Source organism: Undibacterium sp. GW821-FHT11B02 (assembly GCF_058808955.1).
The window spans coordinates 43,883-58,198 of record NZ_JBXASD010000001.1 but is presented as its reverse complement, the minus strand read 5'-3'; the positions used below and the strand labels follow the sequence as shown (position 1 = coordinate 58,198).

Here is a 14,316-nt window from a genome sequence, read left to right as displayed (position 1 = left end):
GTCATGCACGGCATCGGTTGAGATTATCTCGAATTGGCGGGCGCATAGCGGCGTTGCAAATGCTCGCAATACCGACGTATTGCTGTGCAAGGGTTAACGTTGGCCTTGTACTGCATCCCGCTGAATGAATTTCTCAGCGTGTCATGTACGGCGTCGGTTGGGATTATCTCGAGTTGGTGGGCGGCGCTGCTTGCGCCTTTATCCCGGATGATTCCGGGATTTTCTTTTTCTGCGCTCTGGTCCGGTGATTATTGCTAGAATGCCATATTGCCGTCCGGGTTTGCCTTGGGGTGGCCAGAATTGTCAATTGGGAGTCTTACCATGCGTGCTTTACTTATACTGTTAAGTTGCTGTGTTATTTGTGCCTGTGGCAAAGCCAAGGATTCCACGCCTGCGCCGGAAGCACCGCCACCGATCAAGATCATGGAAGATCAGCGCAAGCAACTGGAAAAAGCCAAACAGGTGGAAGATACAGTACAAAAAGCGGCTGATGCGCAGAGGGATGTCATCGAAGTGCAGACCGGTGGTCAACCAGCAAAAAAGACAGATAAGTGAATTTGAATAATGTCACATATCAGATTGATTACTGAAGCAGCTGGCTTACGGCAGGCATGGCGTTCTTCCATCCTGGGTAAAGTGGGGGCAGCGCAGATCAAGGTGTTGCGCATGAATGCCGATGCCTACCCGGATGAAAGTCATGATTTTGATGAAGCCTTGCTGGTTCTGGATGGGCAGATGAATCTGCAAATTCATGGCGACGTGGTAGTAGTACGTGCTGGTGAACTGTATATGGTGCCGGCACACACACCGCATGCTGTCGCCGCTGGCAGTCAGGGCACGCTGGTCATTATCGATCAGTAAGCACCCAATATCCCAAATTTCCAAATCAGGCGCGCTCTTGCCGATCAGGTATGTGCGTACCCTGCATGAAAAGTTTTTTCAAAAACTTGAATCTCTGGTCTTGCTTTTTTAATAAATGGATAAGATTATTGCATTGATAATAATTTTATCCTCACAGCATATTATTAAAAAGGACAGGCAATGGATGATCAGACTTTTGAAATCGGTCTGGTAGGTGCAGGGGCAATTTCGGCAGGTGCGTATACGGCAGGTGTTGTCGATTTCATGGTTGTGGCGCTGGATGCATGGTATGCGGCGAAGGCCGCAGGCAATGTGCCGCCGCATGATGTCAAGTTGTCGGTATTTTCCGGTGCTTCGGCGGGCAGTATTAGTGCCGTCCTGGGCGCTGCCTATCTGGGGTCGGATCAGCCTTCTATTGCCACAGAACAGGATGCGGTAAATAACCAGGGCAAGAACAAATTGTTTGATTCCTGGGTAGACAGGATCGATATTTCCAGCTTGCTGGAAAGCCGTGACCTGGCTGGCAAGGGCAGCAAGGTTATTTCGGTACTGGATTCCAGCATATTGCGGGACATTGCTGATAGCGGGCTGGATGTGGTGCCCAGACAACAGAAGCGCGCCTATGTTGCCGACAATTTTGAATTGATACTCACGGTCACCAATTTGCGCGGCGTGCCCTATGCATTTGGCCTGCAGGGTAGCGCTGGGGCGAGTTACGATATGTCCCTGCATGCGGATTACGTGCAGTTTCGCTTCAGTGACCAGCCTCAGACAGCTTTGCCTGATCGTTATCTCATGCCATGGCAAGTATTTGCTGCTGGCAAGAATGATGAACGAACAGAGAGGTTGAAATTGGCCGCCCTGGCATCTGCTGCCTTCCCGGTTGGCTTGGCACCACGTACGCTGCAACATGTGATCCGGATGGACGCACCACCAGACGTCTACAGTGCACGCCTGTGGGATGTACCGACGCCGGAAACTGAACACCCACACCAGTGCTTTACTGGAGAGCCGATACCTGCCAATTGGAAACCGCAGATCAAGGAATTCAATTACCCGTTCCAGTGTGTGGATGGCGGCGTGATGAATAATGAACCGCTGGAACTGGCGCGTAATGTTTTGTGTGGCAATGGCGGTCGCAACAAACGCGATGGCGGTGATGCCAAGAAGGCCGTATTGCTGATCGACCCTTTTCCCAGCATTTCTTCATTTGATCCAGCGGAAGAACCAGCCCCTGATTTGGTGAAAACCATGTTCAAGCTATTTGGTGCTTTGAAAAACCAGGCCCGGTTCAAGCCGGATGAATTGATGCTGGCCTTGCATGAAGAAGTATTTTCACGGTTCTTGATTGCACCCAAGCGCGGTGACTCTGCTTTTCCCATTGCCTGTGGTTCGCTAGGTGGCTTTGGTGGCTTCTTGAAACGTGATTTCCGCAAGCATGATTATTTTCTGGGGCGGCGCAATATGCAGCAATTTTTACGCTGTCATTTTGTTTTGCCAGAAAAAAATGCCCTGTTTGTCAATTGGACAGAAGAACAGCGCCAGACCTATTGTGTCAGGGATGCTCAGGGCAATGTACAGACATCAAAAGATGGACAACGATATCTGCCGATTATTCCACTGGTGGCCGTCGCTGATACGGAATGCTATGAAGCACCATGGCCTGTCTATTCCCAGACCGATCTTACCCAATTGTCAGCGCAACTGAAGAGCCGCCTGGATGTCTTGCTTGATCATCTGGTCGACCAGTATTTTGATACCAATCATGCCTTGATACGCTACGGTGCAAAATTATTTCTCAGACTTAAGAGGCAGGAAATGATTGACTACGCCATCGAGGCCATCAGCAAGGATTTGAGGAAAATGAAATTAATGGTGTAGGGAAGTAGCATTCGTTTCATCATCTGGAGCAAGCGTTCATAAACCATATTGTGACTATCTTCAACAGGAGCAGGCATCATGCAAAAAATTACCCCATTTCTTTGGTTTGACCAGCAGGCTGAAGAGGCAGCGCAGTTTTATACCAGCATCTTCAAAGATTCGAAAATGTTGAGTATTTCCCGTTATGGCGATGGTGCACCGATGCCAAAAGGTACGGTCATGACGGCCAAGTTTGTCCTGGAAGGACAGGAATTCGTCGCATTGAACGGCGGCCCGCATTTCAAGTTCAGTCCTGCCATTTCCTTTGTCGTGAATTGTGAATTGCAGCAAGAAGTCGATTATTACTGGGAAAAACTGCTCGATGGCGGCGTAGAAAATCAATGCGCCTGGCTTGATGACCGCTTTGGTGTTTCCTGGCAAATCGTACCGCAGGTATTGATCACCTACCTGAATGATCCAGATCCAGTCAAAGCCCAGCGCGTTATGATGGCGATGATGCAGATGAAGAAAATAGATATTGCTACTCTGGACAGGGCTTATCAGGGAAACTGACGCCGTACATTTTGTTCATTGCCAGTGTAATCTGCAAGTAAGGGTAAAATGTTGGGCGACGTGCTTACCTCATATCAGGTCGGGCGGCATTGTTACTTTATTTGAGGAAATCTTGATGCAGACAAAAAAACTTTTACTGACTTTGTTTGAGTACAAGGCGTGGGCCAACCAGGATCTGTACCGTCTGATGGCGACGGTGTCCACTGATGCGCATGCGCGTGAGATGCATGATGCCATACGCATAATGAATCATATCCATGTTGTCGATCAGATTTTTGCTGGCAATCTGCAAGGGAAAGCACATGGCTTTACGGCATTGAATACACCGGATACGCCTGCGCTGGATGATCTGTATCAACGTGTCAGCAAGACCGATCAATGGTTCCTGCATTATATTGGTGATCAATCAGAAAACAGCTTTGGGGAAGATATCCGCTTCACTTTTGTCGATGGCAAACCAGGCAAAATGTCGCGTGGTGAAATGCTGCTGCATGTAGCAACACATGGTAATTACCACAGGGGTGCCGCCGGTCGCATCCTGTTCCAGATTGGTGTGCAGCCACCCAGGGATACCTTGACGGTTTATATGCACCAACTAGCTCCTGCTGCAACTTGACTCACATACGTCTGGCGACAGTGGCAGATGCAGCGCAACTGCAGGAGATTTATCGCCACTGCATCGTCGAAGCAGCGTGGCAGGTACGCCAGCCAGAGGTAATTCCTGAATTTGCAGCCATCTCACGAGATGAGCTGATCTGGGTGGCGGTGGATGCGCAAGAACAGGTGCTGGCATTGCTGGCAGTACAGCCTGAAAATTCCTATATTCATCATCTGTATGTTCATCCGCGCGCGCAAAACCAGGGATTGGGATGTGCACTTCTGGTCTTTTTGAAGGCACATATGGCTTTCCCCTGGCGTTTGAAATGCGTGCTCAATAATACGGTAGGCATGGCTTTTTACCGTCGTCTTGGCTGGCAGGAATTGCAGCAAGGCGATGGTGCGGATGGCTTGTTTGTCTTGCTCGAATGTAAAGAACCTGGTTTTTGACGAGTACAGCCACGATGATGAAGGGGCAGCAATCAAGACATCCATAAGACACCCTCAAAAGAGTTACTGGAAATGGGTTTTGCCGGACCGTCGGTCGTGATCGGATATACTAGTCACTTCCAATCTACGCAATATGAAAGTGCTTATGTCCAGTTTTCCTGCCTGTCCCGTTTGTACCATGGAAAATACTTATCCTGATGGGGAGAATTATGTCTGTGCCGATTGTGGTCATGAATGGCCCATGCAAGCCTCTGCCGCAGCAGATGATAACGATGAACGCATCGTCAAGGATTCCAACGGCAACGTGCTGGCCGATGGTGACGCAGTAGTGTTGATCAAGGACCTGAAGGTCAAGGGTTCTTCCACTACCTTGAAAATGGGTACCAAGGTCAAGAGCATACGACTGGTGGGTGGTGACCATGAAGTAGATTGCAAAATGGATGCGGGTAACTTCATGTTGAAAGCCTGCTACCTGAAAAAAGTTTAACCTGGAGTTTTGCATGCGGCATATTCTGGTCTACGGTGATTCTCTGTCATGGGGCTTGATTCCCACTACACGCAAGCGACTTTCCTTTGAAGAGCGCTGGCCTGGTGTGCTGGAAATAGGTCTGAACAGTGCCGATCATCATGTGCGTGTGGTTGAAGATTGCCTCAATGGGCGACGCACAGTCTGGGATGATCCGTTCAAACCAGGTCGTAATGGATCACAAGGACTGGCGCAGCGCATTGAAACGCTGACACCCCTGTCACTGGTCGTCATCATGCTGGGTATCAATGATTTTCAGTCCATGCATCAGACTGATGCATGGATGTCGGCACAGGGCTTGGCTGTCATCATCAATACCATACGCCAGGCACCGATAGAGCCGGGCATGCAAATACCGCCCATCCTGATCGTTGTACCACCCCCACCAGGTACACCCAAGGGGGCGATCGCTCCCAAATTTATTGGGTGCGGGCAAAAAAGCCAGGGGCTGGCGGAAGCATATAAAGAAGTCGCAGCTGCAAACAGCTGCCATTTCTTCGATGCGGGCAGCGTTGTCAGTGCCAGTGAATTTGATGGCGTGCACCTGGATGCAGATCAGCATCTGATACTGGGCTGGGAATTGGTCGGTGTTGTTTCTTCACTGTTGAAATAAGTCTTTATGGATATGAAACCAGACTGGTTGGTGATACAGAATGTGCTGGCAAGATTTGCCAACAGCTTTGATCTGAAAGACTGGGATGCGCTGTGCGCCTGTCTGGCACCATCGGTGTATACGGATTATTCTGATTTGCGCGGTACACCTCCAGAGCAGATGAGCAATCGGCGCTATGCGGATTTACGTCGTATCGCCTTGCAGGATTTAAAGACCCACCATATTGGCGGCAATATCGAAATGGATGTCGAGGGTGATACAGCCAGGGCCAAAGTGTCAACCATGATTTACCGTCAGGATGCAGAAGGTACAACCCTGCATACCCATTGCCTGTACGAATTCGGCCTGCAAAAAATTGTTGGTTTGTGGTACATCGATGCCATCGTTCAAAAAGTATTCTGGAGTGATGGCTCGACTGCGATACATCGTGGTATTGTCCGCTAGCGGTCCGTCGGCTGCCCGCTTCAAATGAATTGAATTTGCCCGTTACTGATACCTATCAAGGCAATGGCGGCATTGGTATCTGTTGCGGTGACGGCAGATGCAATCGCGATGCCATTGGTGATCGATGCTTCCGGTGTCAGGTAGTTCAGGCCCCATTCAACGGCAAACTGATTGGCAACCAGGATCTTGTTGTCCAATAAATCTACCACCCAACCCCAGGTCGCATCACCTTTGTAAGTGCGTGCACCTGCCAATACCGCGCTCACCATGGAACCACGGGTTTGCAGACCGGTATCGAGTTCATTCAGCCAGTATTGCAGGCCAGCGCTATCTGCACCAGCGGTCCTGCCCATCGCATTTTTATAAATGGTATTGATGAAATCGGTATTGCTGAGATTGGCGCTATAACCTGTTTGTGCCGGGTACTGGGCTGCTGCAATGAAAAAAGCATCACCAATCTGTTTGAATGACATGCCGGATTTGTACTGGGTGATCCAGTAATCCAATCCATCGGCATCCGGCACACGATTGAAATAGGCAACATACAGTTCTTCCAGCGATTTCAATTCTGCCGCCTTGATTGTATGTGCATCGTCGTACACGGTAGTGTTGACGATGAAGTCAGAAAACTGGATTTTCTCTACATTATGCGTGGCCCAGTAAGCATTGCTCTGGTAACCCAGCAAGACCGTGCTACCGGTGATCTGGTTGATGAAATAGGTGCTGCCTTTGCTAAGTGACCCATTAACTTGCAGGACATCGGTACCCGCACCACCATCAATATAATCGAAGCGTGTGGTATCAGGTGTGCTGAGCGAGATGGTGTTATTGCTGCCATCCAGTTGGACTATGCTGTTACTGCCAGTCAGTGTCGTGCTGACGCCACTGACATTGATGACAGACTTGTCCAGTGTCGCGTTTTCCACTTGCTGGGTACTGGTCAGGTTCTTGCGGATATAACCGGTATTGTCTATGGTCGTCAGGCTCATGCTGGCACCGGTTTTGTAGGCGCCGGTGGCATAGGCATCAAAATAGTTTTTGTCAGTGGTGTCGACGGTCGTACCGTTGATTTTCCATGTATACGCCAGCAGACTGCTATCAGGGACGATGGGCTGGTAAATACCGGGGATGGTCGTGCTCAGCGACAGGTAATCCCCAATCGACTGATAATATTTCAGGGCGAACGCTTCTTTTTCCGGCGCGCTGAAAGGCACGTTCAAATGATTCATCTTGGAATCCTGCGTGGCGCGCCAGATTCCTGTGGCGCGGTAATAGCCGCCCTCATAGGTGCCGACGACACCCAGTTCGCCATCGTTATAGCCTAACCAGGCAGACCACGGGATGCGGCTCAATGAGTCGGTTACATGCGGGCTGGCCAGGAAACCAGGGTCTGTCAGCGGGTAATTGCTGGCGATGGAAGTATCTACATATTCATCCTGCAGACCGGCATAGCTGTGACCGATCTCGTGCAAGACCACTTCTGCCGACGCGATATTGCCAGCTGATGCCCAGGCGATAGAACCACCGGCACCACCATACAGGTTGGTGTTCACCAGCACCACGGTCAGTTCATGCGCATCACTGGCGACCGCCCCGGAAACAAAGTTGGTGACCTTGCTAAAATCGCCGTACAGCAGGCGACCATCACTGCCGTGCTGGGTGGAATCAAAATAAGTATTGACGCTGATATTATTGTTGGGCTGGTCAGTACCGGATTGTGCCGAAGCTACAAAAATAGCACTGGCATTGAACAGGTTTTTGTAGACAGAAAACGGCGCATTCAAACGGGTATTGGCATCCCCCAACATATTGTTGAGAAAGTTCTTGGCATCTGTCAGAAACTTGTCTCTTTCAGCTGTGGTGTAACCTTCGGCGACAAACACGATATCGACGCGACTTTTGCTGGGGCCGGTATTCAATAGTGTGGTGACATCTGCCATGGTGTGTGCCTAGTAGATAAAATAAAAACAGCAGGGGGTGAAATCTCAACTCTTTTGCGTAAGTCCTATTGGTATAACTCTAGTTCCGGCTGAATACAATACAGAGCAATAATTCGTAACACTTCAATTTGATTTGACACATTACCTGCACGTTCAAGCATTCATTTGTCAGCGGGAAATGGCATTATGATACAAGTTTGACTACAAAAGATGCTGTGTCGTTAATAAACATCGCGACGATAGCGATGCTGTTCTGTTATTTGCTCCAGTCGGTCCGCACCGAGGATGAGGATGAGGGTGGCGTGCACTTCTTCTGCCATGCCTTGCAGGCTGCCGCAGACCAGGATGGCGGCATCTTGCTCTACCCAGGACTGGATATCGGTGGCCTGTTCCAGCATGGCATGCTGCACATAACGGCGTTCAGCCTGATCACGGGAAAAACACAGGTCCAGCCTGGATAGCACACCTGTTTGCTGCCATGCCTGGATTTCATCGCGGTGAAAATAGTCACATGCCTGCTGTCTTTCACCAAAAAACAACCAGTTACGCAGTTGTTGTTTGCTTGCGCGTGTCTTGATATGCGCGCGCAGGCCAGCCAGGCCAGTGCCGTTGCCGATCAGGATCAGGGGAATATCCTGTGATGGTGTATGGAAGTTGCGGTTCTCGCGCAAACGCAGGCCCAGGGTTTGCCCCAGTTGCGCATAATCCGTCAGCCAGCCTGAACCTATGCCCAAACTGCCATCCGGGCGACGCATTTGGCGCACCAGCAATTCCAGCTTGCCATCAGTGGGTATGGATGAAATCGAATATTCGCGGTGTGGCAAAGGGATAGTTTTATCCGGGTGATGCACATCGTCTGAAGCAGTCGGAAGTTGAGGTTCAATTTCTGCGATGTCACCAGCCGCCCAATTCAGTTCACCATTAGCCGGACGACAGGCAATGCGAAACACCGGGCCACCCAGACTACCGGGGTTCAGCAATTCTCTTTCGGTCAATATCCAGTCCTGATAGCCGGGCCTGCTCCAGTCTGATATGTCGGTATGGCCGCTGATGACACCCAGATAATGCTGCCAGTGACGCAAAGCACCTTCATCGCCGTTGTCCACCTCTATCAGGTCGAACAGGCATTGCGCCTTCTGCTGGCGCAGCCAATGGGCCAGCTGGTGTCCAAAAGCGCAGAATTGCTGATAATGGCGGTCTCCCAGCGCCAGCACAGAAAAACTCAGATGCGACAAATCCAGTGCCTGGCTCATGAGGCGACGGGTAAAAACTGCTGCATTATCAGGGGCATCACCCTCACCAGTGGTACTGACAACAAACAGCATACGTTGTGCATTTTGCAGCTGGGCAGGCTGGATGGCACCCAGCGCGCAGACGGCAATTCCCATTCCGGCTTTTTGCAGATGTGCAGCAGTTTTAAGGGCGATCTGTTCAGCGTAGCCTGTCTGACTGGCATAGGTGATCAGGATGCTGTTCTTATCATGCCGCTGCAGTTCAGCAGGGAAACCCTGCATGGAGCTGGACTGCTTATCTTTGTGTCTGACCGCTATCCATACACAAAAACTCAGATAAGCAAGCAACAGCAAGACGGCAGATAAATCACGTTGCAAGGCATCGTGCCAGAAAAAACTCAGGATAAACAACAGGGTGAATACCAGGCACAGAATGCCAGTCGGGCGCAGGGAAGGAAATCGCATCATCAATAATTTAATCAGTCCAGCATGGCAGTCAGGGCTGCACTCATTTTTTCTTCCAGATGTGGCCCATTACGCTGCAAGAACAGGGCCGCAATATGGTGTTGATTGGCATACGCCAGGCCAGCTTCACAACCGAGTACGGTCAGGGCAGTGGCCAGGGCATCTGCCACCATGCATTGGGTATGCAATACCGTGACTGAGGCAAGTTCATTGTCAACCGGGTAACCAGTGCGTGGGTCCAGCGTATGTGCATAATGCCGCCCGTCCTGTTCAAAGAACTGACGATAATCGCCAGAAGTGGCAACGGATAATGCATGCAGCGCCACCAGGTATTCTTTTTTATTCTCCATGGTCTGCATACTGGCTGGGTTTTCGATAGCGACCCACCATGGTGACTGATCAGCCTTCATGCCCAGGCCGCGCAATTCGCCGCCGAGTTCAACCAGATAGCTGCTGATGGACAGGGTTTCAAGAAAGCGGGCCACCTGGTCAACCGCAAAGCCCTTGGCAATCGATGACAGATCAAGCGCAATGCCACCTGGCTGCAGCAAGCGGCGACCGATATGGTCCAGTGTCAGGGCTTTCCAGTTGCCTGCTTGCATAGCCAACTGAATCTCTTGTGGTTCTGGTGTGCTAGCGCGTTTGCCTGCCGGGCCAAAGCCCCACAGGTCAACCAGTTTTCCCGCAGTGATGTCGAAGGCCCCGGCAGTTTGCTGCGACAGATACAGACTGTAATCGACGACCTTAAAAAATTCATCAGGCAATTGCTGCCAACTGCCCGCACTTGCGCGATTGTAGGCACACAGATCAGATGTCTGGTCCCAGGTACTCATTTGCATGACGACCTGGTCCAGCACCTGCTGTATACCAGTTTCCAGTGTTGCCGGTTCGTGTTGGCCATCCGACAGCAACTGGACATGCCAGCTGGTTCCCATAGATGCGCCAGTCAACGTCAGGCTGTGTACCCCGGCTGCAGGTACTGATGGTGCTGATGCTTCCAGCGGGATAAAAACACGACGCATGTACGGATGCCTGGCTTTGCAGATTATTGTGGCAAGACTTCCAGCGTCGCCACGTAGCTGGCAACCCTGGTCCTGGCAGGTGGTTTGACCTGTTTGTCATCTTTGATTTCGGCTGCCAGCCAATACATTCCAGCAGTTGGCCAGGTGAAACTGAATTTGCCGTCGCCATCGGTAACCAGAGTTGTTTCATCCAGCTTCTGACGGTAGCGTATACCTCCGGCGATGATGGTCACACTGGCCTTGGCGGCTGGCTTACCATCCAGCAGCAGACGGAATTGTGCCGTTTCACCCGCTACCAAATCATTCGGATGGGTAGCTCCACTCAATTCCAGTCCGCTGCCAATGATTTCCAATGCCTTGCCGCCGGGTTTGCCATTGGTGACGAAGGTTTCAATACGGCCACTGCGTTGGGTGACTTGCAGTTCTTCAGCATTGGCAGGTACTTCCTTGGCAAAAGTTTCTGCCGTGCCTCGCCAGCGCTTGAGTTTACCGTCTTCTTTATAGCTGGCCATCAGCCCTTCATTGACGATACCCATTTTATAGCTGCCGGCTTGAGTCAGGCGGACATCAAAGCTGCTGCGGAACTTGCCAGTACCGGCATTCTCTGGTTTCAGCGCAGTGCCGTCAGGGGCAGTGATGAATAGATTATCCAGCTTCAAAGGCATGTGATCAAAAAAGAATACATCACTGGCAGCTGCAGCATCGATGGTGACCCAGGGTGAATTACCTGAGACTACCGTGGAAGACGGCAGCAGGAAGGCGCGGTGTGCCTGTGCTGAGAAAACTGCACATGCCAGTACCGAGAAGACGGCGATTTTTTTCAAAGTTTTCATGATGATCCTTGCGCCTGGTCTATTTGATGGTCACAGTAATGGCACCCAATTCATGACTGCCTTGGGCCTTGAGGTTTTGCTCGCCTTTGGCTTGCCACTGGAACGGTACTTTGACGACTTCACGACCACCGTCTTCGCGCGCCGCTTCGATGATGAGCTGGTAATCGCCAGTTGGCAGTTTAGCCAGCGCACCTTTGTCACCTGCAAAATTCAGGGTGTGTTCGCCTGTGGTACGGGTGGCACCGCTAAGACCATCAACTGGCAACTGTAATTCGCGACCACTGCGACGCCACCATTGACGCAAATCTTTCAGCCATTTTGTACCTTCATTGTCGCGCTTCTTCATGTCATACCAGAGCGACAGGTTGCCAGCAAAAGTCTGGTCCGGTTTTTCCAGCCAGATGGCGACGTAGGGCTTGTGGTATTCCGCCACGTTCAGGCGCGGTACTTCCACTTTCAGTGTCAAGTCAGCCGCAACGGCATTCATGGTTTGGGCACCGAGCAGGCTGGTGATGGCAAACGGGAGCAAATTACGCATGGGAGTACAACCTTATGATGAACAATCTATGGATAAACTAATGGATAAACATCAGGGCAAGCAGAAACGGGATGACCATGCCAACCACCACCAGCGGCCAGGTACTGGGCCGGTTGGTCGCATGCATTTTCAGCAGGAACAATCCGGTTATGCAAAAAATCAGGCAGGCAGCAGCAAAGGCATCAATAAACCAGTTCCATGCGGTGCCGGTATTGCGCCCTTTGTGCAAATCGTTGAAGTAAGCGATCCAGCCACGGCTGGTCAGTTCATATTCGATGTCGCCAGTATCCAGCGCGATACGCAACCAGGCGTCGCCACCGGGGCGGGGCAGGCCTACATATACTTCTTCTGGCGACCATTCGGGTATTTGCCCGTTGACGTGGATGTCCAGTTCATGGCCCAGCCAGTCTGTCACGGGACTTGGTAGCAAGGCATCATCAGTGTTTTTCAGCGCCAGCAACTGATCCAGCAAGGCAGATGGCAAATGCCCGTTCTTTTTGCTGACTACGGGTTGTGCTTCGATCTGGGATGAATGGTTAAGGGTAATACCGGTTGCCGCAAACAACAGCATGGCAATCAGACACATGGCCGAACTGATCCAGTGCCATTGATGCAGATGACGTAGCCAAAAGGCCCTTTTTTGTTGTAGCGGCAATGGATCAGTACTGGATGGTGGCATGTGGCAAGTCAAAAAAGATGCGGATTACTTGTTATTCTAAATGATAATTATTCTCAATTGTACATGAGTCAGCTATCGGGGACTACGTTGAATTGTACTTTTTTGTATCTCGGGGGAATTAAAGAAAAATCAAATACTCATCCAGATAAGCGCTTAGGGAAGGGCTGGTCGGTGCCGCGTGATAAAATTTTCAGGATATTCACTTCTTCTCTCCATTATGAACGTCGTCATTCTCGCTGCCGGTATGGGCAAACGCATGCAGTCTTCCTTGCCCAAGGTCTTGCACGGGCTGGCCGGTAAGCCCTTGCTGTCCCATGTCATCGATACCGCCCGTCAACTGCTTGCCAGCAATATCTGTGTCATCTATGGACATGGTGGTGAGCAAGTGCCCACAGCCGTGGCCGCCGATGACTTGCGTTTTGCCCGCCAGGAACCGCAACTGGGTACCGGCCATGCTGTAGCACAGGCGATTCCGGTACTGGATGACAGCGTCCCCACCCTGGTTCTGTACGGTGATGTGCCATTGACGACGCCTGCCAGTCTGGCGCGACTGGTGGCAGTTGCAGGTAATGACAAGCTGGGTATTTTGACGGCACACATGGACAACCCTGCTGGCTTGGGACGCATCGTCAGGGAAAATGGCAATGGAAACATCATACGCATAGTCGAACAAAAAGATGCGAATGAGGCAGAACGCCAGATTACCGAAATCAATACCGGCATCATGCTGGCACCGACTGCACATTTGAAATCCTGGCTGGGCCAATTGTCGAACAATAATGCGCAGGGTGAATATTATCTGACCGATATCGTTGCAATGGCAGTTGCCAACGGTGTCGACGTGGTGTCGGCGCAGCCGGACGCAATCTGGGAAACCCTGGGTGTCAACAGCAAGGTGCAACTGGCAGAGCTGGAAAGAATCCATCAACTCAATATCGCCCACCAGTTACTGGAACAGGGCGTGACCCTGTTGGACCCTGCCCGCATTGATGTGCGCGGCCATCTGCAATGTGGGCGCGATGTCAGCATCGACGTTGGTTGTGTATTTATTGGTGAAGTGGTGCTGGAAGACGGTGTCAGCATCGGGCCAAACTGCGTTATCCAGAATGCGCGCATTGCGGCGGGTACAGCGGTGAAAGCCTTTTGCCATATTGATGATGCAGTCGTTGGTGCTAAATCACAGATAGGACCTTATGCACGTCTGCGCCCTGGTACCGAGTTGGCCGAGGATGTACACATTGGTAATTTCGTCGAGGTCAAAAATAGCCAGATTGCGGCACACAGCAAGGCTAATCACCTGGCCTATATAGGCGACGCCACGATAGGCAGCCGCGTGAATATCGGGGCTGGTACGATTACCTGTAACTATGATGGCGTCAACAAAAGCCGTACCATCATCGAAGATGATGCCTTCATCGGCAGCGATTCCCAACTGGTGGCACCGGTGAGAGTGGGCAAGGGCGCGACATTGGGTGCCGGTACTACGCTGACCAAGGACGCACCAGCTGGCAAACTGACGGTATCCCGCCCCAAGCAATTGACCATTGATTCCTGGCAAAGGCCGGTGAAAATCAAGAAATAATATCTTGCTGACCTGTGTGCTTGCGGCCCTCATGTTGGCCGCAAGCCTTGGGTATGTCTTCATTGCACTGTCATTCCTGTGCCGATGTGATCAGGATAGTG

Annotated in this window: 16 protein-coding genes; 10 read left to right on the top strand and 6 right to left on the bottom strand. The window is 51.2% G+C overall.

Annotated features, from left to right (window positions below; all coding sequences use genetic code 11):
* Nucleotides 1-321: 321 nt before the first annotated feature.
* The 9 genes from AC1RVX_RS00245 (at nt 322) to AC1RVX_RS00205 (ending at nt 5,924) form a co-directional block, all read left to right on the top strand.
* Nucleotides 322-555 (top strand): hypothetical protein, encoded by a 234-nt coding sequence (locus AC1RVX_RS00245; RefSeq protein ID WP_493214581.1) that lies wholly within the window; start codon nt 322-324, stop codon nt 553-555.
* A 9-nt stretch (nt 556-564) separates the two neighbouring features.
* Nucleotides 565-861 carry a cupin domain-containing protein gene (locus AC1RVX_RS00240; protein ID WP_493214580.1) on the top strand — a complete coding sequence of 99 codons (297 nt, stop codon included), beginning with the start codon at nt 565-567 and terminating at the stop codon, nt 859-861.
* 180 nt (nt 862-1,041) lie between these two features.
* Nucleotides 1,042-2,742: a patatin-like phospholipase family protein gene (locus AC1RVX_RS00235; RefSeq protein WP_493214579.1), complete on the top strand. Its 1,701-nt coding sequence runs from the start codon at nt 1,042-1,044 to the stop codon at nt 2,740-2,742.
* Nucleotides 2,743-2,820: 78 nt separating this feature from the next.
* Entirely contained in the window at nt 2,821-3,294 is a 474-nt protein-coding gene (locus AC1RVX_RS00230) for a VOC family protein (protein WP_493214578.1), read from the top strand.
* A gap of 115 nt (nt 3,295-3,409) precedes the next feature.
* Complete coding sequence (locus AC1RVX_RS00225; RefSeq protein ID WP_493214577.1) at nt 3,410-3,910, top strand: DinB family protein; 501 nt, start codon at nt 3,410-3,412, stop codon at nt 3,908-3,910.
* Nucleotides 3,907-4,341, top strand: coding sequence for a GNAT family N-acetyltransferase (locus tag AC1RVX_RS00220; RefSeq protein ID WP_493214576.1), 435 nt, complete (start codon nt 3,907-3,909; stop codon nt 4,339-4,341). Before AC1RVX_RS00225 ends, AC1RVX_RS00220 begins: the two co-directional genes overlap by 4 nt.
* Nucleotides 4,342-4,486: 145 nt before the next feature.
* Nucleotides 4,487-4,828 carry a zinc ribbon domain-containing protein YjdM gene (locus tag AC1RVX_RS00215; RefSeq protein ID WP_493214575.1) on the top strand — a complete coding sequence of 114 codons (342 nt, stop codon included), beginning with the start codon at nt 4,487-4,489 and terminating at the stop codon, nt 4,826-4,828.
* 13 nt (nt 4,829-4,841) lie between these two features.
* Nucleotides 4,842-5,480 carry an SGNH/GDSL hydrolase family protein gene (locus AC1RVX_RS00210; protein WP_493214574.1) on the top strand — a complete coding sequence of 213 codons (639 nt, stop codon included), beginning with the start codon at nt 4,842-4,844 and terminating at the stop codon, nt 5,478-5,480.
* A gap of 6 nt (nt 5,481-5,486) precedes the next feature.
* A complete protein-coding gene (locus tag AC1RVX_RS00205; RefSeq protein ID WP_493214573.1) occupies nt 5,487-5,924 on the top strand; it encodes a nuclear transport factor 2 family protein in 438 nt (145 codons plus the stop codon).
* Between the two features lie 20 nt (nt 5,925-5,944).
* On the opposite strand, the gene AC1RVX_RS00200 is transcribed toward AC1RVX_RS00205, so the two are convergent.
* From AC1RVX_RS00200 to AC1RVX_RS00175, 6 genes are all read right to left on the bottom strand, one after another.
* A complete protein-coding gene (locus tag AC1RVX_RS00200; protein WP_493214572.1) occupies nt 5,945-7,864 on the bottom strand; it encodes a M64 family metallopeptidase in 1,920 nt (639 codons plus the stop codon).
* Nucleotides 7,865-8,085: 221 nt separating this feature from the next.
* A complete protein-coding gene (locus tag AC1RVX_RS00195) occupies nt 8,086-9,564 on the bottom strand; it encodes a sulfite reductase subunit alpha (protein WP_493214571.1) in 1,479 nt (492 codons plus the stop codon).
* An 11-nt stretch (nt 9,565-9,575) separates the two neighbouring features.
* Nucleotides 9,576-10,583 carry an FAD:protein FMN transferase gene (locus tag AC1RVX_RS00190; protein ID WP_493214570.1) on the bottom strand — a complete coding sequence of 336 codons (1,008 nt, stop codon included), beginning with the start codon at nt 10,581-10,583 and terminating at the stop codon, nt 9,576-9,578.
* A 23-nt stretch (nt 10,584-10,606) separates the two neighbouring features.
* Nucleotides 10,607-11,416, bottom strand: coding sequence for a DUF4198 domain-containing protein (locus AC1RVX_RS00185; protein ID WP_493214569.1), 810 nt, complete (start codon nt 11,414-11,416; stop codon nt 10,607-10,609).
* A 19-nt stretch (nt 11,417-11,435) separates the two neighbouring features.
* Nucleotides 11,436-11,954, bottom strand: coding sequence for a DUF2271 domain-containing protein (locus AC1RVX_RS00180; protein ID WP_493214568.1), 519 nt, complete (start codon nt 11,952-11,954; stop codon nt 11,436-11,438).
* A 37-nt stretch (nt 11,955-11,991) separates the two neighbouring features.
* A complete protein-coding gene (locus AC1RVX_RS00175; RefSeq protein ID WP_493214567.1) occupies nt 11,992-12,633 on the bottom strand; it encodes a PepSY-associated TM helix domain-containing protein in 642 nt (213 codons plus the stop codon).
* Nucleotides 12,634-12,850: 217 nt separating this feature from the next.
* On the opposite strand from AC1RVX_RS00175, the gene glmU reads away from it, so the two are divergent.
* On the top strand, nt 12,851-14,215 hold the full coding sequence (glmU, locus tag AC1RVX_RS00170) for a bifunctional UDP-N-acetylglucosamine diphosphorylase/glucosamine-1-phosphate N-acetyltransferase GlmU (protein WP_493214566.1): 1,365 nt from the start codon (nt 12,851-12,853) through the stop codon (nt 14,213-14,215).
* The last annotated feature ends 101 nt before the right edge of the window (nt 14,216-14,316 follow it).

Excerpts from the sequence above, each read along its gene's own strand:
- AC1RVX_RS00190 (WP_493214570.1), bottom strand. The coding sequence starts at position 10,583 with ATGCGTCGTGTTTTTATCCCGCTGGAAGCATCAGCACCATCAGTACCT.
- AC1RVX_RS00230 (WP_493214578.1), top strand. The coding sequence starts at position 2,821 with ATGCAAAAAATTACCCCATTTCTTTGGTTTGACCAGCAGGCTGAAGAG.
- glmU (WP_493214566.1), top strand. The coding sequence starts at position 12,851 with ATGAACGTCGTCATTCTCGCTGCCGGTATGGGCAAACGCATGCAGTCT.
- AC1RVX_RS00225 (WP_493214577.1), top strand. The coding sequence starts at position 3,410 with ATGCAGACAAAAAAACTTTTACTGACTTTGTTTGAGTACAAGGCGTGG.
- AC1RVX_RS00180 (WP_493214568.1), bottom strand. The coding sequence starts at position 11,954 with ATGCGTAATTTGCTCCCGTTTGCCATCACCAGCCTGCTCGGTGCCCAA.
- AC1RVX_RS00235 (WP_493214579.1), top strand. The coding sequence starts at position 1,042 with ATGGATGATCAGACTTTTGAAATCGGTCTGGTAGGTGCAGGGGCAATT.
- AC1RVX_RS00195 (WP_493214571.1), bottom strand. The coding sequence starts at position 9,564 with ATGATGCGATTTCCTTCCCTGCGCCCGACTGGCATTCTGTGCCTGGTA.
- AC1RVX_RS00245 (WP_493214581.1), top strand. The coding sequence starts at position 322 with ATGCGTGCTTTACTTATACTGTTAAGTTGCTGTGTTATTTGTGCCTGT.
- AC1RVX_RS00200 (WP_493214572.1), bottom strand. The coding sequence starts at position 7,864 with ATGGCAGATGTCACCACACTATTGAATACCGGCCCCAGCAAAAGTCGC.
- AC1RVX_RS00210 (WP_493214574.1), top strand. The coding sequence starts at position 4,842 with ATGCGGCATATTCTGGTCTACGGTGATTCTCTGTCATGGGGCTTGATT.
- AC1RVX_RS00185 (WP_493214569.1), bottom strand. The coding sequence starts at position 11,416 with ATGAAAACTTTGAAAAAAATCGCCGTCTTCTCGGTACTGGCATGTGCA.
- AC1RVX_RS00205 (WP_493214573.1), top strand. The coding sequence starts at position 5,487 with ATGGATATGAAACCAGACTGGTTGGTGATACAGAATGTGCTGGCAAGA.
- AC1RVX_RS00240 (WP_493214580.1), top strand. The coding sequence starts at position 565 with ATGTCACATATCAGATTGATTACTGAAGCAGCTGGCTTACGGCAGGCA.
- AC1RVX_RS00215 (WP_493214575.1), top strand. The coding sequence starts at position 4,487 with ATGTCCAGTTTTCCTGCCTGTCCCGTTTGTACCATGGAAAATACTTAT.
- AC1RVX_RS00175 (WP_493214567.1), bottom strand. The coding sequence starts at position 12,633 with ATGCCACCATCCAGTACTGATCCATTGCCGCTACAACAAAAAAGGGCC.